The organism is Sphingopyxis sp., from assembly GCF_036675685.1.
Lineage (GTDB): Bacteria > Pseudomonadota > Alphaproteobacteria > Sphingomonadales > Sphingomonadaceae > Sphingopyxis.
In genome coordinates this window covers 1-21,249 of sequence record NZ_JAKFEM010000042.1, presented here as the reverse complement: position 1 = coordinate 21,249, position 21,249 = coordinate 1, and the positions used below count along the sequence as shown (strand labels likewise).

The 21,249-nt window shown below is 65.0% G+C and carries 19 protein-coding genes and 1 pseudogene; 9 read left to right on the top strand and 11 right to left on the bottom strand.

The genetic code is table 11. The features are described 5' to 3' along the window. Positions 1-9 precede the first annotated feature (9 nt). The 3 genes from V6M50_RS16290 to V6M50_RS16280 are packed head-to-tail and all read left to right on the top strand — an operon-like array spanning position 10 to position 4,685. Positions 10-852, top strand: a complete 843-nt coding sequence (locus V6M50_RS16290) for a p-hydroxycinnamoyl CoA hydratase/lyase (RefSeq protein WP_332819630.1) — start codon at positions 10-12, stop codon at positions 850-852. A gap of 16 nt (positions 853-868) precedes the next feature. After that, positions 869-2,527, top strand: coding sequence for an acyl-CoA dehydrogenase family protein (locus V6M50_RS16285; RefSeq protein WP_332819629.1), 1,659 nt, complete (start codon positions 869-871; stop codon positions 2,525-2,527). 40 nt (positions 2,528-2,567) lie between these two features. Then, entirely contained in the window at positions 2,568-4,685 is a 2,118-nt protein-coding gene (locus V6M50_RS16280; protein WP_332819628.1) for an acetate--CoA ligase family protein, read from the top strand. 15 nt (positions 4,686-4,700) lie between these two features. Here V6M50_RS16280 and V6M50_RS16275 read toward each other — a convergent pair whose 3' ends face one another. Further along, positions 4,701-6,005 (bottom strand): MFS transporter, encoded by a 1,305-nt coding sequence (locus V6M50_RS16275; protein ID WP_332819627.1) that lies wholly within the window; start codon positions 6,003-6,005, stop codon positions 4,701-4,703. A gap of 31 nt (positions 6,006-6,036) precedes the next feature. Further along, entirely contained in the window at positions 6,037-6,510 is a 474-nt protein-coding gene (locus tag V6M50_RS16270) for a MarR family winged helix-turn-helix transcriptional regulator (protein ID WP_332819626.1), read from the bottom strand. Between the two features lie 58 nt (positions 6,511-6,568). Between V6M50_RS16270 and V6M50_RS16265 the strand changes: the two genes are divergently transcribed. Next, positions 6,569-8,038 carry a carotenoid oxygenase family protein gene (locus V6M50_RS16265; protein ID WP_332819625.1) on the top strand — a complete coding sequence of 490 codons (1,470 nt, stop codon included), beginning with the start codon at positions 6,569-6,571 and terminating at the stop codon, positions 8,036-8,038. 25 nt (positions 8,039-8,063) lie between these two features. Here the strand turns inward: V6M50_RS16265 and V6M50_RS16260 are convergent, their stop codons facing one another. From V6M50_RS16260 to V6M50_RS16240, 5 genes are read right to left on the bottom strand one after another with little or no spacing between them, the layout of a single operon-like run. After that, positions 8,064-9,647, bottom strand: a complete 1,584-nt coding sequence (locus tag V6M50_RS16260) for an MFS transporter (protein ID WP_332819624.1) — start codon at positions 9,645-9,647, stop codon at positions 8,064-8,066. Between the two features lie 32 nt (positions 9,648-9,679). Continuing rightward, on the bottom strand, positions 9,680-10,549 hold the full coding sequence (locus tag V6M50_RS16255; RefSeq protein WP_332819623.1) for an SDR family oxidoreductase: 870 nt from the start codon (positions 10,547-10,549) through the stop codon (positions 9,680-9,682). A 26-nt stretch (positions 10,550-10,575) separates the two neighbouring features. After that, positions 10,576-11,631, bottom strand: a complete 1,056-nt coding sequence (locus V6M50_RS16250; protein WP_332819622.1) for an amidohydrolase family protein — start codon at positions 11,629-11,631, stop codon at positions 10,576-10,578. 4 nt (positions 11,632-11,635) lie between these two features. After that, complete coding sequence (locus V6M50_RS16245; protein ID WP_332819621.1) at positions 11,636-13,066, bottom strand: NAD-dependent succinate-semialdehyde dehydrogenase; 1,431 nt, start codon at positions 13,064-13,066, stop codon at positions 11,636-11,638. Between the two features lie 31 nt (positions 13,067-13,097). After that, positions 13,098-14,495 carry an MFS transporter gene (locus V6M50_RS16240; RefSeq protein ID WP_332819620.1) on the bottom strand — a complete coding sequence of 466 codons (1,398 nt, stop codon included), beginning with the start codon at positions 14,493-14,495 and terminating at the stop codon, positions 13,098-13,100. A gap of 106 nt (positions 14,496-14,601) precedes the next feature. Between V6M50_RS16240 and V6M50_RS16235 the strand changes: the two genes are divergently transcribed. From V6M50_RS16235 to V6M50_RS16220, 4 genes are read left to right on the top strand one after another with little or no spacing between them, the layout of a single operon-like run. Further along, positions 14,602-15,510, top strand: a complete 909-nt coding sequence (locus tag V6M50_RS16235) for an SDR family NAD(P)-dependent oxidoreductase (RefSeq protein ID WP_332819619.1) — start codon at positions 14,602-14,604, stop codon at positions 15,508-15,510. Beyond that, positions 15,507-16,052 carry a nuclear transport factor 2 family protein gene (locus V6M50_RS16230; protein WP_332819618.1) on the top strand — a complete coding sequence of 182 codons (546 nt, stop codon included), beginning with the start codon at positions 15,507-15,509 and terminating at the stop codon, positions 16,050-16,052. Before V6M50_RS16235 ends, V6M50_RS16230 begins: the two co-directional genes overlap by 4 nt. A gap of 15 nt (positions 16,053-16,067) precedes the next feature. Beyond that, entirely contained in the window at positions 16,068-16,970 is a 903-nt protein-coding gene (locus V6M50_RS16225; protein ID WP_332819617.1) for an SDR family NAD(P)-dependent oxidoreductase, read from the top strand. A gap of 14 nt (positions 16,971-16,984) precedes the next feature. Then, a complete protein-coding gene (locus V6M50_RS16220) occupies positions 16,985-17,383 on the top strand; it encodes a VOC family protein (RefSeq protein WP_332819616.1) in 399 nt (132 codons plus the stop codon). 23 nt (positions 17,384-17,406) lie between these two features. On the opposite strand, the gene V6M50_RS16215 is transcribed toward V6M50_RS16220, so the two are convergent. After that, positions 17,407-18,282: a methylenetetrahydrofolate reductase gene (locus tag V6M50_RS16215; protein ID WP_332819615.1), complete on the bottom strand. Its 876-nt coding sequence runs from the start codon at positions 18,280-18,282 to the stop codon at positions 17,407-17,409. 77 nt (positions 18,283-18,359) lie between these two features. After that, positions 18,360-19,760: a vanillate/3-O-methylgallate O-demethylase gene (gene ligM / locus V6M50_RS16210; protein ID WP_332819614.1), complete on the bottom strand. Its 1,401-nt coding sequence runs from the start codon at positions 19,758-19,760 to the stop codon at positions 18,360-18,362. A 117-nt stretch (positions 19,761-19,877) separates the two neighbouring features. Between ligM and V6M50_RS16205 the strand changes: the two genes are divergently transcribed. Continuing rightward, complete coding sequence (locus V6M50_RS16205; RefSeq protein ID WP_332819613.1) at positions 19,878-20,126, top strand: TetR/AcrR family transcriptional regulator; 249 nt, start codon at positions 19,878-19,880, stop codon at positions 20,124-20,126. 72 nt (positions 20,127-20,198) lie between these two features. Here the strand turns inward: V6M50_RS16205 and V6M50_RS16200 are convergent, their stop codons facing one another. Both V6M50_RS16200 and V6M50_RS16195 read right to left on the bottom strand, forming a co-directional pair. After that, on the bottom strand, positions 20,199-20,843 hold the full coding sequence (locus tag V6M50_RS16200) for an anthranilate synthase component II (protein WP_332819612.1): 645 nt from the start codon (positions 20,841-20,843) through the stop codon (positions 20,199-20,201). Positions 20,844-21,108: 265 nt separating this feature from the next. After that, positions 21,109-21,249, bottom strand: a pseudogene (locus V6M50_RS16195) (S-(hydroxymethyl)glutathione dehydrogenase); the annotation flags it as partial.

The following is a 21,249-nucleotide window of genomic DNA, read 5'->3' as shown; positions in this document are numbered from 1 at the left end:
GGACAATCCATGACCAGCGAACGCACCGAAGAAGAAACTGTCGCCTTCACCGTCGAGAACGGCATCGCCTGGGTCCGTTTCAACCGGCCCGAAAAGCGCAATTGCATGAGCCCCAAGCTCAACCGGCAGATGAAGCGCGTGATCGAGGATCTGGAGTTCCGCGACGATGTGAAGGTGCTCGTGCTGGCCGGCGAAGGCGAAGCCTGGTCGGCGGGCATGGACCTCAAGGAATATTTCCGCGAAACCGAACAGCAAGGCTTAAGCGCCATCCGCAAGGCGCAGCGCGAAGCGTACAGCTGGTGGGAACGGCTGCGCTGGTATGAAAAGCCGACGATCGCGATGGTCGGCGGCTGGTGCTTCGGCGGCGGCTATGGTCCGCTTTTCGCCTGCGACATCGCGGTCGCGGCCGAAGATGCGCAGTTCGGCCTGTCCGAAATCAACTGGGGCATCCTGCCCGGCGGCGGCGCGTCGAAGGTTGTCGCCGATCTGATGCCGCTGCGCAAGGCGATGTATCATGCGATGATGGGCGAAAATCTGACCGGTATCGAGGCCGCCGAGCAGGGGCTGGTAACCGAGGCGGTTCCCGCCGACCGGTTACAGGCGCGCGTGCTGGAAATCGCCGAAGCGCTGGCCAAGAAGGACGGCCACGCGCTGCGCGCGACCAAATGGGCGGTGCGCCGGATGACCGAAATGACCTATGATAATGCCGAGGATTATCTGATCCGCGCGCAGGAGGCACTGCACAATTTCGGCGGGGTCGAGGCGCGCCACGAAGCGACCCGCCAGTTCCTCGACGAAAAATCCTTCAAGCCCGGTCTCGGCACCTTCGATACCAGCAAGATCAAGCGCTGACCGGACGCGACGCCCCATGGTCACCGCCACGCTTTCCCGCCATGCGGTCGCGCTGGCCCTTGGCGGGTCGGCGAACGCGCACAACGGCACCGATCCGTCGACCGGCGAGATCGAAGAAATGCTGCGTTCGGCGGAAGCCTTCGCGCAACGTTGGCTGGTGCCGCTCAACGCCGAGGGCGACCGGACCGGCAGTCGGCTGGTGGGCGGGCGTGTCGTTACCCCCGCCAGCCACAAGCCGGCATGGCGGGCGTACCGCGACGACGGCTGGCTGCTGATCGACGCCGACCCGGCGCACGGCGGGCTGGGCCTGCCCACCGGCGTTGCGTCGGCGGTGCAGGAAATCTTCGACCGCGCCTGCCCCGCCTTTGGCATGATGCCGGTGCCGATCCGCGCGGGATCGCGCCTGCTGGCCGCCTATGGCAGCGCCGAACAGCAGGCCGAATGGCTGCCCCGATTGGCCAGCGGCGACTGGGGGGCGACGATCTGCATCTCCGAACCCGACGCCGGGTCCGACGTGCGCCGCATCCGCACATCGGCGCGGCCCTCCGCCGACGGACGCTGGTCGATCGAGGGTGAGAAATGCTGGATCAGCTTTGGCGACCAGGACCTGACCGACCGTATCGGTCATTTCCTGCTCGCCAAGACCGGCACCGACCGGATCAGCCTGTTCCTCGTCCCCGACCGCTTCGGCGCGACACGCAACCGCATCGTCGTGCGCCGTGTCGAGGAGAAGCTGGGCCTCCACCTCTCGCCCACCTGCGCGCTGGGTTTCGAGGGTGCTACGGGCTTCCTGCTCGGTGAGGAGGGGCGCGGGCTGCAGCAGTTGTTCGTGATGATCCGCCACATGCGGCTGGCCACCGCAGTGCAGGGCGCGGGCATCGCAGCGCAAAGCTATGCGACTGCGAAAGCCTATGCCGCCGAGCGCCGTCAGGGCGGCAGCGGCCCCCTGCCCGTACCGATTGAGACCCACGCCGACATCCAGCGGCAATTGCTGTCAATGGCGGCACGGCTCGAATGCCTGCGCGGCCTGATCCAGATCGCCGCCAAGCATATTGACCGCGCCGACCGCACCGGCGACCCCGAACAGCGCGCCCATTCGGCGGCGCTCACCGCGTGGCTGCTCCCGATCGTCAAGACGATGGGCGGCGAAACCGGGTTCGACGTCGCCAGCGATGCGATCCAGATATTGGGCGGCGCGGGCTACACGAAGGAATGGCCGGTCGAACAGCGCCTGCGCGACGCGCGCGTGTTAACGATCTTCGAAGGCACGACCGGCATGCAGGCGCAGGATCTACTGTTCCGGCAGTTGCGCAAGGATGGCGGCGCGCCCTATCGCGCCTTTCTGACCGAAGCGCGCTGCGAGGCGGAGAATTGCCCGCCGCTTGCAGAGGCGCTCGATTGCCTGGAGCAGACAACCGCGCGATTGACGCACCCCGGCCATGACGCGCGCGCGGCCGAGTGGAGCGCGACGGGCTATCTGGCCCTCGCGTCCGCCGTCGCAGCCGGCTGGATCGCGGCGGCGCTGTTGCGAACGGCCGGCGACGACGACGCGGCGCGACATTTGCGCGCCGCGGGCGCTGAAATGATCGACGATATGCTGTGCCGGTTGCCCTATCTGGAGCAGGCGGCCGTTGCCGACGCTCCCGATCCGGCGCGGTTCGGCGCGCTGATATGACCCCGCAGGCCCGCCAGCGAACAGAGGAAAAACCAAAGCCATGACCGACGCCACCATCAGCCTGCCCGCCAAATCGATCGATCGCCTGCTCCGCCCGACATCGGTCGCAATCGTCGGCGCGTCGGCGACGCCGGGCGCCCTCGGGTCGACGGTGCTGGCCAATCTCGAGCGGCAGGGCTTTGCCGGCGAGATCCACCTCATCAACCCGAAACGCCCGACGATCGGGTCGCGCCAGGCGCTCGGCGCCATCGACGAGCTGCCCGGCGGCGTCGATGTGGCGGTGCTCGCCATACCCCGCGCCGCCGTGCTGGACAGCATCCGCGCGCTCGCGGCGCGCGGCGTCGGGTCGGCGATCATCTTTTCGGCGGGCTTTGCCGAGGGCGGCGAAGAGGGTCTAGCCGAACAGCGCGAAATCGCGCGGATCGCCGACGCCCATGGCATGGTGATCGAAGGACCGAATTGCCTCGGCCTCGTCAATTATATCGACATGATCCCGCTGACCTTCGTCGAAACCCCGTCGGCGCCGCTCGGCGATCGCCAGGGCGTCGCGATCGTGTCGCAGAGCGGGGCGATGGCCGCCGTGCTTGCCGGTACGCTCTTTTCGCGCGGAATCGGCGTTTCCTATTCGATCTCGACCGGCAACGAGGCCGCGAGCGGGGTCGAGGATTATGTCGAATATCTGATCGCGGATACCCGGACCAAGGTCATCGCGATGATCGTCGAACAATTCCGTCAGCCGCAGCGTTTCCTGGCGCTCGCCCAAAAGGCACGCGCAGCGGGCAAGCCGATCGTGCTGCTGCACCCCGGCAAGAGCAGCGCGGCGCGCGAATCCGCCGCCACCCACACCGGCGCGATGGCGGGCGATTATGCGCTGATGCGGGTGAAGGTCGAGCGCGCCGGGGTGCTCGTGGCCGACACGCTGGAGGAACTGGGCGATACCGCCGACATCATCGCGACCTGCGGCGTCGTTCCCGCGGGCGGCGCCGCCGTGCTGACCGAGTCGGGCGCGTTCAAGGCGCTGACGCTCGACCTGTGCGAGGAGGTCGGCCTGCCGCTGCCCGTCGTGGGCGATCATGACACCCCGGCGCTGCGCGCGGCGCTGCCGCCCTTCGTGCCGGTGTCGAATCCGGTCGACCTGACCGCGCAGGCGCTCGTCGATCCCGATCTGTATCGCCGCGCGCTCGCGGCGCTGCTCGGCGACGACCGCTTCGGCAGCGTCGTCTTTGCGATCATCCAGACCGACGCAGCGACCTGCAACCTCAAATTCCCGCCGATCATCGAGGCGATCCGGACCTTGAAGCCTTCGAAGCCCATCGTCTTTGCCGGGATGGACGACGGCGCGCCGGTTCCGCCCGACTATATCGCGGCGCTACGCGCGCTGCATGTTCCTTACTTCCCGACCCCCGACCGGGTCTTCCGCGCGCTGGCGCAACTGGACCGTTTCGCCGCGCGCTATTCCGATATTGCGGCGCCTGCCGCCGTGTCGATCACGCTGCCTTCGGCCGGCGTGGTTCCCGAATATCGGGCGAAGGAACTGCTCGCGCCCCTGGCCATCCCCTTCCCCGCCGCACGCCTCGCGCGCACGGTCGCCGAAGCGCAGGCGATTGCGGCCGAGCTCGGCTATCCAGTGGTGCTCAAGGCGCAGTCGCCCGCCCTGTCGCACAAGAGCGATGCCGGCGGGGTGATCGTCGGTGTCGGGGACGATGATGCGATCGCGGCGGGCTGGGCAAAGATGCAGGCCAGCGTTGCCGAATACAGCCCCGGACTCATACTCGACGGCATATTGGTCGAGGCAATGGGCGCGCGCGGGCTGGAGCTCATCATCGGGGCGAAGAATGACCCCGATTGGGGGCCGATCATCCTCGCCGGCTTTGGCGGGGTCCAGGCGGAGATATTGAAGGATGTGCGCCTGCTGCCGACCGACCTGACGCGCGGCGCGATCGTCGACGAACTTCACGCGCTCAAAAGCGGGGCGCTGCTTCAGGGCTTTCGCGGATCGCCCGCGATGGACGTCGGGGCGGTGGCGGACATCGTCTTGGCACTCGGCGCCGTGCTGGCGGCCGGTCCCGCGATCCGCGAGATCGACCTTAACCCCGTCGTTGTTTATCCCGACGGCGAAGGCGCGGTGGCGCTCGATGCGCTGATGCTGATCGGCTGAGGTCCGGCGCTGCCGCTAATCGGCAGCGCGCTCCTTGAGCATCAGCAGCGCGATCGCGGCAAGCAGCGAACCGAAGCCCATGCACAGCGCGACGGTCTGCAAGCCGAACCCGGCAGCGAACAGATAGCCCGCGAGCACCGGCGCGAGCGCCGCGCCGCCGCGCCCGACCCCGATCGCAAAGCCGGTTCCCGTCGCGCGGACATGGGTCGGGAAAACCTTGGCGAACAGCGAATAGAGGCCGACGATCGCGCTGTTGGTGAAGAAACCGGTCGCCGCGACCATCATCGACAGGCGCGCCAGATCGTCGGCGCCCGAACCGAACCAGAAGATCATGCCCGACGAGACGACCAGCGCGATTACCGTCAGCGGCTTCAGGCCGAAGCGGATCGCCAGCATCCCGAAAATCGCGCCGCCCGTCGCGCCGCCAACATTCGCCCAGGTCAGCACGCCGGCTGCGGCTCTCGGTTCGAACCCCATATCGACGACGATCTTGGGCACCCATTTCAGGATGAAATAGAAGCTGGTGATGTGCGCGAAATAGGCAAAGGTGATGAGCAAAGTCGTCGCGATCAGCGCCGGTTTGAAGATGTCGGCGATCGACCTTTTCGGCGCGCCTTCGGCCTCGACCGACAGCGAGGCAACCGCGGCGTGGCCAAAGCGGAGCAGCGCCTTGTTGACGCGCTGCAACGCGCCCTCGGGCCGCCTGCGATCGAGGAAGGCCGGGGTTTCGGGGACGAAGAACCAGACGAGCGGAATGAAGGCCGCGGTCGCCCACGCGCCGAACGAAAACACGTCCCGCCAATTGCCGGCGACGAGCAGTTGCTGCACCACCAGCCCGCCGATCACACCGCCGAGCGGATAGCCGATCACCATCAGCGACATGGCAAGACTGCGATAGCGGTTGTTCGAGAATTCCGCCGCCGCCGCGTTGATCGCTGCGAGCATGCCGCCGATGCCGAGCCCCGTCAGCAGCCGCCAGCCCAGCAGCTCGTTCACGCTGCCCGCGACGCCCGCGAAGTGCATGCCGATCGTCATCGCGACGAGGCACCCCAGCATCGTCGGACGGCGACCGACCTTGTCGGCGACCCCGCCGAGCAGCACCGATCCGACCGCCATGCCAAGCAGCTCCATCGACAGGATCCAGCCGAGGATGCTTTGATCGACGCCCCATTCCCGGGCGATGCCGGGGGACGCGAAGCTTATCGACAGCACGTCGAAACCATCGAGGCCGTTGAGCCCGACCGTGATCGCGACCGCCAGCCATTGCCAGGCGTGCATTGGACCGTCGTCGATCGCCGATTTCGGATTGGCCCCGACCATCACATCTCTCCCGTTCGTTTTTCTTTTTTGTTCACTCGTGAATGCGACTTAGCATCTCGATCAACTGGCTGACTTCCTTGTCGGTGAACCGGCTTTTCAGCCAGCTCTCATGATCCTGGATCGCGGACTTGGCTTGCCTCAGCGTCGCGCGTCCTTGATCGGTCAGGTTTAGTGTCTGCTTGCGCCCGTCGTGCGGCGATTTGCCGCGCACCAGATAAGATCGCGCCTGCAGGCGGTTGACGATTGCCATCGTCGTGGCGCGGTCCATGCGCATGCGCTGCGCCAGATCGGTCTGGGCGATGTCGGGATGATCGTCGATCAGCCACAGCACCGACACCTGCTTCTGGGTCAGCTCGACATGCTCGAACGTCTCGGTGAAATGCCGATACACGGCGCCATGCGCCAGCCGGATATGAAAGCCGACGATATTGCGGATCTCGCCAATATCTTCGTCGCCTTCGACATGCGGCGTCGTCGGCACCAGCGTTTCTTTTTTCCTTGTCATCGGCTCCCCTTGCGGTGATTGTTAGTAGAACATACAAGTTATGTCGAGAGGCTGCATCATGGCACATTTTCCGGCAACGCCGAGTTTTACGGGTTTCAACACGCCGTCGCGGATCGAAGCGGATATATATGATCTGGCGCATCAGGGAAGCATCCCGCCCGAATTGAGCGGGGCCTTTTTTCGCGTCCAGCCCGATCCGCAATATCCGCCGCGGCTGGGCGACGACATCGCGTTCAACGGCGACGGCATGATCACGCGGTTCCATTTCCATGACGGCCAGTGCGATTTCCGCCAGCGCTGGGCAAAGACCGACAAATGGCAGTTGGAGCATGACGCGGGCGCCGGACTGTTCGGTGCCTATCGCAACCCGCTGACCGACGACGATCGTGTGCAAGGCAAGATCCGCGGCACCGCCAACACCAACGCCTGGATCCATGGCGGCAAGCTCTATGCACTGAAGGAAGACAGCCCGGCGCTGGTCATGGACCCCGCGACGATGGAGACTTTGGGCTACACCTGGTTCAACGGCAAGATGACCGGCCAGACCTTTACCGCGCATCCGAAAATCGATCCGGCGACCGGCAATATGATCGCCTTTGGTTATGCCGCGTCGGGTCTGTGCAGCGACGATTGCACCTATTACGAGGTCACGCCCGAGGGGGAGTTGATCCACGAAATCTGGTTCAAGGCGCCCTATTACAACATGATGCACGATTTCGCGATCACCGAGGATTATGCGCTGTTCCACATCGTCCCGTCGATCGGCAGCTGGGACCGGCTGGAAAGGGGGCTGCCGCATTTCGGGTTCGACACAAGTTTGCCGGTATATCTGGGTGTGCTGCCGCGCCGGGCGGGCGCGAGCGCCGACGACATCCGCTGGTTCAAGCGCGACAATTGCTTTGCAAGCCATGTGATGAACGCCTTTCAGGAAGGGACAAAAATCCACTTCGACACACCCGAGGCGAAGAACAACATGTTCCCCTTCTTCCCCGACGTCGATGGCGCCCCCTTCGATCCGGTCGCAGCGTCGAGTTACCTCACGCGCTGGACCGTCGACATGGCCTCGAACGGCGACGGCTTTGCCGCGATCACACGGCTGACCGAGACGGTCGGCGAATTTCCGCGCATCGACGACCGCTTCGCCGGCCTGCCCTATCGCTATGGCTGGATGCTCGAGATGGACATGCGCCGCCCCTGCGAACTGCGCGGTGGCAGCGCGGCGGGGATGTTGATGAACTGCCTGTTCCTGAAAGACCATCGGACGGGGGCGGAGCAGCATTGGTGGTGCGGGCCGGTCTCGTCGCTGCAGGAACCCTGTTTCATCCCGCGCGCGAAGGACGCGCCTGAGGGCGATGGCTGGGTCGTGCAGGTCTGCAACCGGCTGGAGGAAGCGCGCAGCGACCTGTTGCTGTTCGACGCGCTCGCCATCGAGAAAGGACCGATCGCGACGATCAACATCCCTATCCGGCTGCGCTTCGGCCTGCACGGCAACTGGGCCGACGCTGACGCGATCGGGCTGGCGGCCTGACGCCATTAGGTAGCGCAGCCCCGCGCTAGATCGCCTCGCCCGCGGCGCGCGCGCGCTCGATCAACCCTGCCTCGTCGCGGCGCACCCGGCGCGCCAGCAGGATCAGCAACACGACAATCACCGGCGCCACCCAGTTGATCGACAGGATCGCAGGCGCTAGGCGGCCGCCCTTGGCATCGGCGATCATGCCGACCAGATAGGGCCCGATGCCAAGGCCGAGGATCGTCGTCAGCATCAGGTAGAGGCTGGTCATCACCCCGCGCATGCGCGGCAGCACCTGATCGTACATCACCGCATAAAGCGGCGGCAGCCAGCCGGTCAGCACGATGCTGTAAAGCAGGAAGCGGCCGTAAAAACTGGCCGCATCCTCCGCCGCATAAACCCACAGCGCGATCAGCGGCGACAGGCCGAGCGAGAAGAGCGTCACCCAGATGCGTCCGCTGCCTGGAAAGCGGCGGTTGATACGGTCCGACAATGGCCCGGTAATCATCGGCCCGACAATGCCGATCCCGGCCGAGAGCAAACCGAATTTCAGCCCGACCTCGGTCGGCGACAGCGCGAATTCCTTCATCAGGAAGGACGGCGTGAAACCCATCACGCCATAGTTGATCATTGTCTGGAGCGCGCCGATGCTCATCGCCATCATCAGCGCGGGCGAGCGGGAAATAACTGCGAAGGCCGGTTTGTCGGCAAGGCTCAGGCCTTGCAACAGGTTGAAAATCACGAACAGCCCAAAGCCGACGACGCTCCACTGCAGCACGTGCGGATCGAGCGCCAGCCCGCCGATCTCGAGCGGCGGGCGCGGCGAAAAACGCTGCGCCGCCCAGGTGGCGGCAACCATTGCGGCGACGATCAGCAGCAATACCGCGATGTTGAGCAGCCATTGGCGCGCCGAAGCCTTGCGGCCATAGAGGCTGATCCAGTTGAGCCCCGGCGTCACCGACCCGAGCACGGCAGCGCTGGCGCGAAAGGGTGCCCGATCGTGCGCCGTCGGGATACCGTCCATCACGCCGCGCGCCGGTTCGCGCAATCGCCACAGCAAAATCGCGAGCAAGAAGCCTGGCGCGGCGGCGACCAGAAAAGCGAACTGCCAGCCGCGCAGGCTGGAACCCGGCTGGGTCTGATTCCACCAGTCGGCGGCATAGCCGCCAAGGATCGATGATCCGCCCAACCCGACGGCGATCGCGGCGGCGAGCACCGCCATCACGAAACCGCGCCGCTCGCGCGGCCAATAATCATAAACCAGCGAGGTTCCCGCCGGCTGGGTCGCGGCCTCGCCGATCCCCACGCCGAGCCGCGACAGCGCCAGCATGGCAAAGCCGCTGGCAAAAGCGGCAAAACCCGTAGCCAGCGACCAGAAAGCCAGGCTGATCGCGAGCAGCCGGTTGCGGAACCAGCCGTCGGCCAGCCGCCCGAGCGGCAGCGAGAAGAGCGCATAGAACAGCGCGAAGACGGTGCCGTAGAGCAGCCCCATTTCGGCATTGCCGATCCCCAGATCGTCTTTGATCTGCGGCGCGAGGATCGCCAATATGTTACGATCGAGCAGGCTGAGCGCGTTTGTCAGCGCGACGAGGGCAAGCGCATATTTCGCGCCGGCCGGAACACGCATTCCGACAGGTTGCTGCTGATCCACCGCCGCCATCAAACGGCCAGCGCCGCGGCGATGGCGGCCGAATGGCCAGTGGTCGGCCGACCCGTCAGGCGACTGATCGTCCGGCTGTCGTCGAACAGGGCATCGCTCGCCGCCGATGCGCTCGACTGCGCGATCATCGCCGCGACCGGTGGCGGCAGGCCGGCGCCTTCGAGCGCTTTGGCATAATCGGCTTCGGCCATGTCCCGATAGACGACGGGCTTGCCCGACTGTCTGGCGATCTCGGCGGCGAAATCGGCCATGGTGAAGGCGGTGTCGGCCGCCAGTTCATAGGTCTGGCCGTTATGTTCGCCGCCGCCCGCGAGCACCGCCGCTGCGGCAGCCGCCAGATCGGCGCGGGTTGCCGCCGCGATCCGGCCCGCGCCGGAACTGCCCATCATCACGCCGAACTGCAGTGCGGGCGCGATGCCGCCCAGATAATTTTCCATATACCAGCCATTGCGCAGCAGCGCGAAGGCCAGCCCGCTGGCGCGCAGCGCGGCCTCGGTCTGGCGATGCTCCTCGGCCAGGCCGATCGGGCTCGTGTCGGCATGCAGCACGCTTGTATAGGCGACAAAGCCGACCCCGGCCTCGCGCGCGGCCTCGATGACGGCGCGGTGCTGGGCCACCCGCTGGCCCACCGCGTTGCCCGAGATCAGCAGCAGCCGATCGACGCCGGCCAGCGCGGGGAGAAGGCCTTCGGGTGCATCATAGTCGGCCGCACGGACCGCAACGCCCAGCGCGGCGAGATCGGCCGCCTTCGCCGGGTCGCGCACCAGCGCGACGATCCGCGAGCCCAGTCCTTGTTCGACCAGCTGGCCGATGACAAGGCGCCCCAATTGACCGGTCGCTCCGGTAATGCCGATCATGTTCGTTCCCATCGTCTCTCTCCCTGGTTCGTTGCAGTTCACAGCCCGAACCAGCGTTCGGCGTTGGTCTGGAAGAACTTCTTTTTAAGCTCCGGGGCCATGTCCATATTGTCCATCGCCCGGACCTCGTCGGCGACATATTGATAGGGATAGTCCATCGCGTACATGACGCGATCTTCGCCAACGACCTGTTGCGCGAACTTGATCGCGGGCTCCCACGCCATGCCCGAATTGGTGACCAGGACGTTCGAGCGCATATACCCCGCGATCGTCTTGTTTAGCGGCTTCATCCGCGCATAGCGGTTCGCGCGCACCCCGGCCTGGTGCATGAAATCGAGCCGGTACAGCCAATAGGGCAAGGCCTCCCCCATATGGCCGACCATGATCTGCAGATCGGGATAGCGGTCGAAGATGCCGATGGTGATGAGCCGTAGCAAATGCATGCCCGTCTCGACCCCGAAGCCGAAAATCGCGCCGTCGAGCCCCGCCTCGAGCATCGGATCGATCATGCTGTCGGGCGGCGTCGCAGGATGGATATAAAGCGGCTGGCCGGTATCGGCGAGGGCGCGGAAAATCGGGTCATATTTGGGATCGTCGAGATATTCGCCCTGCGTATGGCTGTTGATCTGGACGCCCTTGAAGCCGAGTTCGGCCGCGCCGCGCCGGATTTCGGCGGCCGACCAGTCAGGATCCTGCGGCGCCACCGCGGTCATGCCGATGAAGCGGTCGGGATGCGCGGCGCGGGCGTCGGCGAGCCGGTCGTTCGCGTTTGCCGCGATATGTTTTGCCTCCGCAACGTCAAGCATCGGCTGCACCCCCGGCGAGGTCAGCGCGAGCACCGCGCGGTCGATCCCGGTTTCGTCCATGTGGCGCAGCCGCTGCTCGCCCAGATCGAGCAGCCGGTCCATGATCTGCGTCGCGCGCTCCGACGGCGAGGTCGCGTAAAAGCCCCAGAGCGACACCATGCCCTTGTCGGCTGTGCCGTCGCGGACCATCCGCAGGAAGACGTCAATCTGTTCCTGCGTGGCGAAGGCTTCTTCGGTCGCGATCCGCAGATAGCCCCGATCTCCGCCGGTATTCAGTTCGTGGGTCATATCATTATCCCTCGTGAATCGCTTTGAGCACCATGCACGCCATCAGCCCTTCGGTGCCGTCCTCATGCCCGTGGCCCGACCATTTGACCCCGCCGAAGGGGGCGTCGGCGCCGCCGATCATCGTCGTGTTGACGCCGACCATGCCGGCCTCGACCGCGCGAGCGACGCGGCGCTGCCGCTCGGCATCCTTCGTCCAGACATAGGCGGCGAGCCCGTAGGGCAGCCGGTTGGCCTCGGCGACCATCGCCGCCTCGTCGGCAAAGGCGTTGATCAGCGCGACCGGGCCGAAGGGTTCCTCGGTCATGATCGCGCAATCGGCGGGCACGTTGGACAGCACCGTCGGTGCATAGAAAAACCCGCGGTTGCCGATCCGCTGGCCGCCGCAGCCGAGCGCGGCGCCGCTCGCCACCGCTTCGCCGACCAGCCGGTCCATCGCCTCGGGCCGCCGCGGATTGGCCATCGGTCCCATCTGGACCCCGTCTTCCAGACCGTTACCGACGGGAATTTTCGATGCGCGCTCGATGAAACCATCGCGGAAGCGTTCGAAAATGCCCTCCTCAACGACAAAGCGCGTCGGCGATACGCACACCTGCCCCGCGTTGCGATATTTGTGCGGCACGACCGTATCGAGCACCCGATCGACATCGACATCGTCGAACACCAGCACCGGCCCGTGCCCGCCGAGCTCCATCGTCGTGCGCTTGCAATCGTCGGCCGCCAGCCTAGCGAGGTGCTTGCCGACCGTCGTCGAGCCGGTGAAGCTGAGCTTGCGGATGACCGGTGAGGCGAGCAGGTGGCGCGATACTTCGTCGGGAACGCCGAACACGATCTGGCCGACATCGCCCGGCAGCCCGGCGTCGAGCAGGCATTGCAGGACCGCGAGCGCCGACGCGGGCGCCTCTTCGGGCGGCTTCAAAATCACCGAACAGCCCGCGGCAATCGGTGCCCCGAGCTTGCGCCCCGGATTGCCGATCGGGAAATTCCACGGCGCAAAGGCCGCGACAGGGCCGACGGGTTCATAGGTGACCGTCGATCGCATCCCGGCGGGACGAACGAGCTGACGCCCATATACGCGCTGGCATTCGCCGGCGTAGAAATGGAACAGGCCGACGTTCATCATCACTTCGATGCGCGTTTCGGCCAGCGTCTTGCCCTGCTCGAGCGTGGCGATGCGCGCGATCGCTTCTTTGCGTTCGAGCATCAACCGCGCCGCGCCGGTCAGCACGGCGGCGCGTTCGGAGGCGGGGGTGCCCTGCCAGCAGACGAAACCCCGCTGCGCCGCCGCGAGCGCGCGATCGAGGTCGGCCGCGCCGGAAAGCGGCAGTTCGCCGAGTATCTCCTCGGTCGCCGGGTTGACGACGCGATGGACGCGGCGGTCGCCAGCGGCAACGCGCTCACCGTCGATCAGCATGTGGAGCGAGGGATAATCGATCATATTCGGTTCCGTTTCAAATAATCGGGCCGGGTCATTGGCCCAGCGCTTCGAGCCTTGCGACTTCTTCGCCATAGGGGCGGATCGCCTTGAACATCAGGAAAGTGGCGAGCGGCAGCAGCGTCCCCGCGGTCATCAGCAGCGCTCGCCACAGCTGCGCCGGATCGCCGACGACATATTCAGCGACCAGGCCGATGACGAAGCTGCCCATCGCACCGAAAAAGGTGAACATGAACAGATAGAAGGCGGTCACCTGCCCCCGCATCGCATTGGGCGCGACACGCTGGATCGCCGCATTCTGCGGCACCGCCCCCGCCATGCCGAACATGCCGGCAAAGCCGAAGGCGATAAGCGATCCCCAGGCACTGGGCATCAACAGCGCGGTAATTGTGCTGACCGTCGTGCCGGCGAAAAAGATGCACGCGGCGCGGACATTGGCGTCCTTGTGCCGCTTTGCCAGCCACTCGACGAAGACCCCGCCCAGCGCCAATCCGGACAGCGACGCGATCAGCACCGTCAGGCTGAGCGCCGCCCCGATTTGCGCTTCGTTCCAGCCGAAGGTGCGGATCAGGAACGGCACGCGCCAGAATTGCAGTCCGAAAACTTCGACCGCGCTCAGTGCCAGCGCGCCGAACAGCGGGTAGTAGACGCGCCCGTTGGCGTGGATCGCCTTCGCCGCGTCCCACCCCATGAAGGTGACGATCTGCCGGCCAAGCGAGACGCCGGTCGGGGGCTGCGGCGTGTCGGCGGCGGGGGCAAGGCGACCGGGTTCGCGGATGGTCAGGAACAGGCCCGCCACGAGCAGCGAGGGCAGCCCGAGGAGGAGCAGGATCCACTGCCAGCCGAGGATGCGCAGCCCCATGACCTCGCTCGCGCCCCAGCCCGCCGCCGCGACGACCAGCATGCCGCCGATCACCGGCCCCAGCGTCGTGCCGCCGATGAAGCCGAATTGCAGCAGCGCAAAGGCACGCGTCAGTTTTTGCGGCGGAAAGGCGTCGGCGAGCAGCGAATAGGAGGCGGGGGCGTGCGCCGATCCGCCCGCCGCCAGGAAGACGCGGCTGGCGACGAACTGGCCGAAATTCTGCGCCAGCCCGCCCAGCGAAATGATGACCCCGACGATCCCCGCCCCCGCCGCCAGCACATATTTGCGCGGATAGATGTCGGCCAGGCGCGCCATCGGGATGCCGATGAAGAAATAGCAGATGATGCTCGCCGGCCCGGCCAGGAACCCCAATTGCGCGTCGTTCAACCCGAAATCGGCCTTGATGCGTTCGGCGAGCATGCCGAACAACACCGCGTCGAAAAAGGTCAGGAAGGTCGCCAGCACAATGACGAACAAGGCCCAATAGGCAGCGCCCGACGACGGCCAGACCCGCTCGCCAGTGGCGATGGCCGGGTTCGCGCGCACGGCAACGGGGGACCCACCTGCCATCAACCTCTCCTCTCTCACAATCGCTTTACAACGACCATATTGTATGTGTTAGATACAATCCTGTTCGCGAGCACTTGTCCAGCGCTTTGTGACGGGAGAGGAAAAAATGCAGAATCTCGAAAGGAAAACCGCCTTCATAACGGGCGGTGCCTCGGGCATCGGGCTGGGAATCGCCAAGGCGTTGCTCGGTGCAGGCATGAATATCGTCGTCGCCGACATCCGCGACGACCATCTGGCCGATGCGGCGAGTGAACTGGGCCACCCCGAACGGGTGCTGACCGTCCGGCTCGACGTCACCGACCGGGCCGCGTTTGCCGCCGCCGCCGATGCCGCCGAGGCGCGGTTCGGCAAGATCCACCTGTTGTGCAACAATGCCGGGGTCGCCGTCGTCGGCCCGACCGCGATCGCCACATTTGCCGACTGGGACTGGGTGATGGGCGTCAATCTGGGCGGCACGATCAACGGGATCGTCACGATCCTGCCGCGCATCCAGCGCCATGGCGAAGGCGGCCATATCGTCAACACCGCGTCGATGTCGGGGCTGGTCCCGGTCGGCGGGACGACCATCTATTCCACCGGCAAGGCGGCCGTCATTTCGATGATCGAATGCATGCGGCCCGAGTTGGAGCCGCAAGGCATCATCTGTTCGGCCTTCTGTCCCGGCGCGGTCCAGTCGAACATCGCCGAAGCGGGCCAGACGCGGCCGGCGGACCTTGCCGACAGCGGCTATGCCGAGGCCGACAAAAGGCGGCGCGAGGGCGGCAACTTCTTCCACCTTTACCAGACCAAGGAAGAGGTCGGCGAGCGGGTGCTCCGCGGCATATTGAACGACGAGCTCTATATCCTGACCCACAGCGAATTCCTGGAAGGCGTACGCCGGCGGGGCGACGCGACGACCGCCGCCGTTCCGGCCCATCTCCCTGAGAATGCGGAATATAAACAGACGTTCGCGATGCTGTTCGAAAACCCCATCCACGCTGCGGAAATCGCCCGTCAGGAAGGGTTGAAGCCATGAACCCGCGTCGCCCTGTCCTGGCGCTCGTGGCTGCGCTTTCGGCGGTCACGGCGCTGGCCAACCCTGTTTATGACGCGCACTATGCCCGCGACCGGGCCGAGATCGAAGATCTGCAGGCGCGCTACATGTTCGCGCTCGACTGGTTCGATGCCGAAGCCTACGCCGCCACCTTCACCGAAGACGGCACGCTCGACTGGGCGCGGGGCACGGTGACGGGACGCGATGCCATCCGCGAGGAAGTACGCGGAATGCGCGCCCAACTCGCGCCCTATTACGGCGACGACGGATCGGGCAAGCCGGTCACGCTGCGCCATTTCATCACCAATATTTCGATCAGCGTGGACGGCGATACGGCGACCGGGCGGTCCTATTGGTTCGAAGTCGCCAACAACGGCCCGGGCCATACGCCGAAGGTCGGCGGCTTTGGCCATTATGAGGACGAATTGCGCCGGGTCGATGGCCGCTGGCTGTTTGCCCACCGCAAAATCTTTAACCAGCAGCTGGAGGGACGGTCCGCCGCGCCCGAGAATCCGGTGAAGTAGAAGCAGGATTGTGACATGATCAATTTCTCAGGACGCACGGCCTTTGTCACCGGCGGCGCCAACGGCATCGGCATCGGGCTGGTCCGCGCACTGCTCGCCGAAGGGTGCAAGGTCGCGATGGCCGACATTCGCCAGGATGCAATCGACGCGGCGCTGAAGTCACTCGATAACCAGATGGTGATGGGGGTGCAGGTCGATGTGTCGTCGCGCGAAGGCATGGCGGCGGCGGCCGACACGGTCGAGGAACGCTTCGGGCCGGTCAGCCTGCTGTTCAACAATGCCGGCATCAACCTGTTCCAGCCGATCGAGGAATCGAGCTATTCGGACTGGGACTGGGTGATGGGGGTCAATCTGCACGGCCCGATCAACGGCGTGATGACCTTTGTCCCGCGGATGATCGCGGCGGGCCAGGGCGGCTATATCGTCAACACCGCATCGATGGCAGGCTGGCTCGCCAGCGGATCGCCGGGGATATACAATACGACCAAATTCGCGGTGCGCGGGATGAGTGAAAGCCTGCGCGCCAGCCTGGCCCCGCACGGCATCGGCGTGTCGATCCTGTGCCCGGGCCTGGTCAAATCGCATATCTTTGCCAGCGACGAGGTGCGTCCGCCCGAACTGATGGTGGGCGCAAAGCCCGTCGATACCGCACATGTCGAACGGCTCGCCGGGGTGCATGAATTCGGCATGGAGCCCGACGTCATCGCGGCGCGGGTGCTGGACGCGATGCGCGAGAACCGCGCCTATATATTTTCGCACCCCGAGCACCGCGAAGAGGTCGCCGAATTGTTCGCCGAGTATCTGGCCGACTACCGCGACTATCCCGAAGACCCCGGCTATGATCAACGGGTCGGATTTGAAGCCTTTCGCCGCAAGAGTTACAAGGATGCACGCGACGCAGCGCAAAATGCAACCTGACAGGACCAGAAGCGATGCACATAGAGGCGCTCGACCATGTCAACATCATCACGGCCGACCTCGACGCGACGTGCGCCTTCTACGCCGAATTGCTCGGTCTCGAACGGCGCGATGCGCCGCCGCCGCTGACGCCCGGGACGGCGCAGTGGATGCACGATACGGCAGGCCGCGCGATCCTGCACGTCAACAGCCTCGACTGCGTCCGCGCCTATGACCGCGAAGTGGCGTCTGGACCGACCGGGTCAATCCACCATGTCGCGTTGCGCTGCGTCGGCCATAGCGAGACGGTCGCGCAGCTCGACGCGCGCGGCGCCGATTATCAGCTGAACCTGGTAGCCGCGATCGGCCTGCGCCAGATTTTCACGATGGACCCCAACGGGATACTGCTGGAACTCAATTTCTTTGGCGATTGAACCGCGCGGTCAGGGGCGCAGGGTCACAGACCGTTTCGCCGGTTATAGCCGTCGATCCAGTCGACCGTCGCCTTGATCCCGCCAAAGGGATAGAAATGCAGCCGCACGCGGCCGTGTTCGTCGCCCAGCCGGTCGGCGAATTCATCGACCAGCCGGTCGGGACCGGCGCTGCCGATCAGGCTGGTCAGCGAGATGCCATATTTCTTCATCACGCTGGTCGATGCACCGACGCCGCAGCGCGCGGCGAAACGCAGCAGCGTCTTGATGCTGGCGGGTCCGGGGATGCCGATGCGGATCGGCGTGTCGATCCCGCGCCGCCGCGCCTCTTTCAGCCAGCCGAGAAAGGCGTTCGGATCGAAGCCGAACTGCGTCACGACCAGCGGCGACATCCCGCGCCGTTCGATGTCCCCGACCTTGCGCTCCAGCACCGCCCAGCATTCGGCGGGCGACATCACCGGATGACCCTCGGGATGGCCGCCGACACCGATCGCCTTGATGCCCGCGCGTTCGAAGGCGCCGGTGGCGATGAGCGCCGATGTGTCGAAAAACGGGCCTTGCGGTTCGGGCGGATCGCCCGCGACGATGAAACAGCGCCGCACCCCGGCATCCTGCGCGACGGCCGCCAGATAGGTCTCGAATTCGTCGTGCGAGACGATCCGCCGCGCCGAGAAATGCGGCATGGGTTCAAAGCCGAGCTCGCGTACCGCGACCGCGGCGGCGACCCGGGCCTGCGCCTCCTCACCGGGCAGAAAGGTGATCGCGACCGGCGTTTCGGCCGGGATCAGCGGGGCCGCCTCGCGCAATGCGGCGACGTCCTTTGCAGTGATTTCCAGCGAATAGCCGTCGGTCATGCCGGCCGGCGCCTTCGCCCAATTGGGATGGATCAGGGGTACGACCATCCGGCCCTCCATATCAGGCGGTTGCCGCAGCCCGCACCATGCCGATAACCGGCGCGGCGCGGGCTGCGGCGACCGGATCAGCGCTGGGTGCGCCAGCCTTCGGCATAGTTTTCGCGCGCGACCCGGCTATAGGGCACCGGGCTTACGACCGCGCGCACCTCGATCTGCTTGTGCCGCTCGACCGTCGTCTTGCGGGTGCCGCCATTTTCCTCGCCCCACACGACGCGAAGCTCGGTTCCGACGGGGATTTCATGGTCGATCGTCGCCAGCGAGAGCGCCTGTTTTTCGTTGTAGCTAAAGCCGGTGAACATCGACAGGCCGACCGTCCGACCGCCCGCGTCGACGACGCGGTCATAGTTGGACGAGGCATAGTTGGCCAAGGGCACGTCGAAGAACTTATACTGGTCGCCGTCGGGATCGAACAGCGAGGCCATGATCTTCGCCATGTCTTCGGGATGCCAGGCCAGCGTCACCTTGGCCCGCTGTTCGGCCGGGTTCATCGCCTCAAGCGCTTCGCGGCCGTGGAAATCATGGTCGAACTTGACGAACGGGCCGTAACCCAGTTCCCATGGGTTGAGGTAATAATCCTCGATATTGTCCGACACGAAGCTGCCGCCGATCGATCCGGTCGCCTCATAGCTGTCGGCGCCGAGCCATTCGCGATAGGTCTTCAGCTTGTCGCCGGTGTAAATCGCCGGGAGCGGCGACGGGATCCAACCCGATTCCAGCGTGTTCGACGGATAGGCGCGGCTGCCGCACGGGACTATGCCGAATTCCTTGCCCGCCTCGAGGATGGCGGCGCGAACCTCTTCCTGCTCCTCATACGGACCCCAGATTTCGAGCCCCGGGGCGCCCGACATGCCATGGCGCAGCGTGCGGATCGTCTTGCCGGCGATGTTCATCGTCGACATGTTGAAGAATTTGAGCTGTTCGAGCGGACCGCCGTGCAGCTTCTCGATGATCGCCCACGCGTTCGGTCCCTGGATCTGGAAGCGCCAGCACGAACGGGTGACGGGCTTGCCCATCGGGCGCATCGGCGAACGGTCGTCGAGTTCGAGCTCGACGTCATAGCCGCCCGTCGCCGCATGGAAACGCAGCCAGTTCGACGCCGGCGCGCGGCCGACATAAACGAACTCCTCTTCGGCGAGCCAGAAGATGATGCCGTCACCGATGACATGGCCATAGGGCGTCGTCGGCACATATTGCTTGGCCTTGTTCACCGCCCACCCCTTGGGCGAGTTGATCATCGTCTCGGTCAGCAGCCGGAGCGCGTCCTTGCCGCGGATGTAGAGATTGACCATGTGGTGCGACTGATCGAACAGCACGGCGCTGTGTTGCCACGCCCATTGCTCGTCGCGCCAGTTGTGAAACTCGGGCGCCACCACCGGGTAGACATAGGCGCCAAGCTGCGAGTTGCGCAGCATTTCGACAGGATTCCCGGCTGCTCCCAAGACCTGTTCCAGATTCTTCGCCGACACTTGCCCTCTCTCCTTATCTCAAGAAATTTATGGGCAAGGCATATCAAAGTTTGTATGCAACACAAACAATAATTTTGTGAGAGCACGACTCTCATGTCGTCAAGCCCGGGAGAGCGGATGATGCAGTCGGCGGTGGCAGCGGACAACAAGGGCTCCGACGCTTCGGCGCAGCGCCGGAAGGCGTTCATCGACGCTGCGCTATCGGCTTTTTTTTCCCAGGGCTATGCCGGCACCGTTATGTCGTCGATCGCGAGCCAGGTCGGCGGCTCGAAGACAACCCTGTGGAGCTACTTCCCATCCAAGGAGGAACTTTTTCGGCCGTCGTGGACGATATTGTCGAGCGATATGACGCCTCCTAGTTCTTAACGGCTACGGGCAATATGAACCTCCAGCACCGGACGGGAAGAAACGGATGCAAGGATGCCGTCGCGCAGATTTTCACCATGTCCCACGCGCCTGGCCGATCGAGGTCTGAAACGGGTGCAGAAAGGGAGCCGGCGCGCGCGACGCGGAAGTCGCGAGACCGGCAATGGCAAGGAAATTGGCGAGAAGTTCGTATCCATATTCGGTGGCCACGCTTTCGGGATGGAATTGCACGGCATGTATCGGAAGCGCGCGGTGGCGAAATCCCATCACCGCGCCGTCATCGCTGGTTGCGTTGACAGCGAGGCATTCTGGAATATCGACCACCTCGAGGCTGTGATAGCGTGTCGCCGTCAGCGGCGATGGCAGGTCGGCAAAGAGACCCGAGCCGTCATGGCAGACGGGCGAGGTCTTGCCGTGCATCAAATGCCCGCGCTGCACTGTCCCGCCGAAATGCTGGCCGATCGCCTGATGGCCGAGGCATACGCCGAGAAGCGGGCGCTTCGCCTCGGCGCACGCGGCGACAAGATCGAGGCTGACACCGGCTTCCTTCGGCGTGCAGGGGCCGGGCGAAATCAGGAAGGCAGACGCCTCGCTTGCCAGGGCTTCGGCCGCGGTGAGCGCGTCATTCCGCTCGACACGGACATCCGCCCCGAGCACGATCAGATAGTGAACGAGATTGAACGTAAAGCTGTCGTAATTGTCGATGACGAGGATCATGACAGCGCATTATCCCTGCGCGGTTTCGAAGGAAGGTAGCGAAGGATGCGATACGCAAAGGCCTTCTCTACCTTTGCCGCGTCCAGCAACGGGATGCCGACCGCATCGACGCAGCTGACATGGTCCGCTCATCATTGCTCCCGCCCAATAACCGGTTTCGAAACCCGTTCGCCCTGAGCTTGTCGAAGGGCCGTTCTTCCGTCCTCCCGCTCCGAAGAAGAGCACAGTGCTTCGACAAGCTCAGCACGAACGGATTATTTGTCGCCTAGAACACCACCACCGAGCGGATGCTCTCACCCGCGTGCATCAGGTCGAACCCCTTGTTGATCTCGTCGAGGCTGAGGACATGGGTGATCATGGGGTCGATCTGGATCGTGCCGTCCATGTAAAGATCGACGATCTTGGG

Coding starts and splice junctions, on each gene's coding strand:
- V6M50_RS16235 (WP_332819619.1), top strand. CDS start 14,602: ATGCAGAATCTCGAAAGGAAAACCGCCTTCATAACGGGCGGTGCCTCG.
- V6M50_RS16275 (WP_332819627.1), bottom strand. CDS start 6,005: ATGGTCGGGGCCAATCCGAAATCGGCGATCGACGACGGTCCAATGCAC.
- V6M50_RS16250 (WP_332819622.1), bottom strand. CDS start 11,631: ATGACCCACGAACTGAATACCGGCGGAGATCGGGGCTATCTGCGGATC.
- V6M50_RS16260 (WP_332819624.1), bottom strand. CDS start 9,647: ATGCGTGTTCCGGCCGGCGCGAAATATGCGCTTGCCCTCGTCGCGCTG.
- V6M50_RS16265 (WP_332819625.1), top strand. CDS start 6,569: ATGGCACATTTTCCGGCAACGCCGAGTTTTACGGGTTTCAACACGCCG.
- V6M50_RS16270 (WP_332819626.1), bottom strand. CDS start 6,510: ATGACAAGGAAAAAAGAAACGCTGGTGCCGACGACGCCGCATGTCGAA.
- V6M50_RS16205 (WP_332819613.1), top strand. CDS start 19,878: ATGATGCAGTCGGCGGTGGCAGCGGACAACAAGGGCTCCGACGCTTCG.
- V6M50_RS16290 (WP_332819630.1), top strand. CDS start 10: ATGACCAGCGAACGCACCGAAGAAGAAACTGTCGCCTTCACCGTCGAG.
- V6M50_RS16245 (WP_332819621.1), bottom strand. CDS start 13,066: ATGATCGATTATCCCTCGCTCCACATGCTGATCGACGGTGAGCGCGTT.
- V6M50_RS16225 (WP_332819617.1), top strand. CDS start 16,068: ATGATCAATTTCTCAGGACGCACGGCCTTTGTCACCGGCGGCGCCAAC.
- V6M50_RS16215 (WP_332819615.1), bottom strand. CDS start 18,282: ATGGTCGTACCCCTGATCCATCCCAATTGGGCGAAGGCGCCGGCCGGC.
- V6M50_RS16240 (WP_332819620.1), bottom strand. CDS start 14,495: ATGGCAGGTGGGTCCCCCGTTGCCGTGCGCGCGAACCCGGCCATCGCC.
- V6M50_RS16230 (WP_332819618.1), top strand. CDS start 15,507: ATGAACCCGCGTCGCCCTGTCCTGGCGCTCGTGGCTGCGCTTTCGGCG.
- V6M50_RS16255 (WP_332819623.1), bottom strand. CDS start 10,549: ATGGGAACGAACATGATCGGCATTACCGGAGCGACCGGTCAATTGGGG.
- V6M50_RS16280 (WP_332819628.1), top strand. CDS start 2,568: ATGACCGACGCCACCATCAGCCTGCCCGCCAAATCGATCGATCGCCTG.
- V6M50_RS16200 (WP_332819612.1), bottom strand. CDS start 20,843: ATGATCCTCGTCATCGACAATTACGACAGCTTTACGTTCAATCTCGTT.
- V6M50_RS16285 (WP_332819629.1), top strand. CDS start 869: ATGGTCACCGCCACGCTTTCCCGCCATGCGGTCGCGCTGGCCCTTGGC.
- V6M50_RS16220 (WP_332819616.1), top strand. CDS start 16,985: ATGCACATAGAGGCGCTCGACCATGTCAACATCATCACGGCCGACCTC.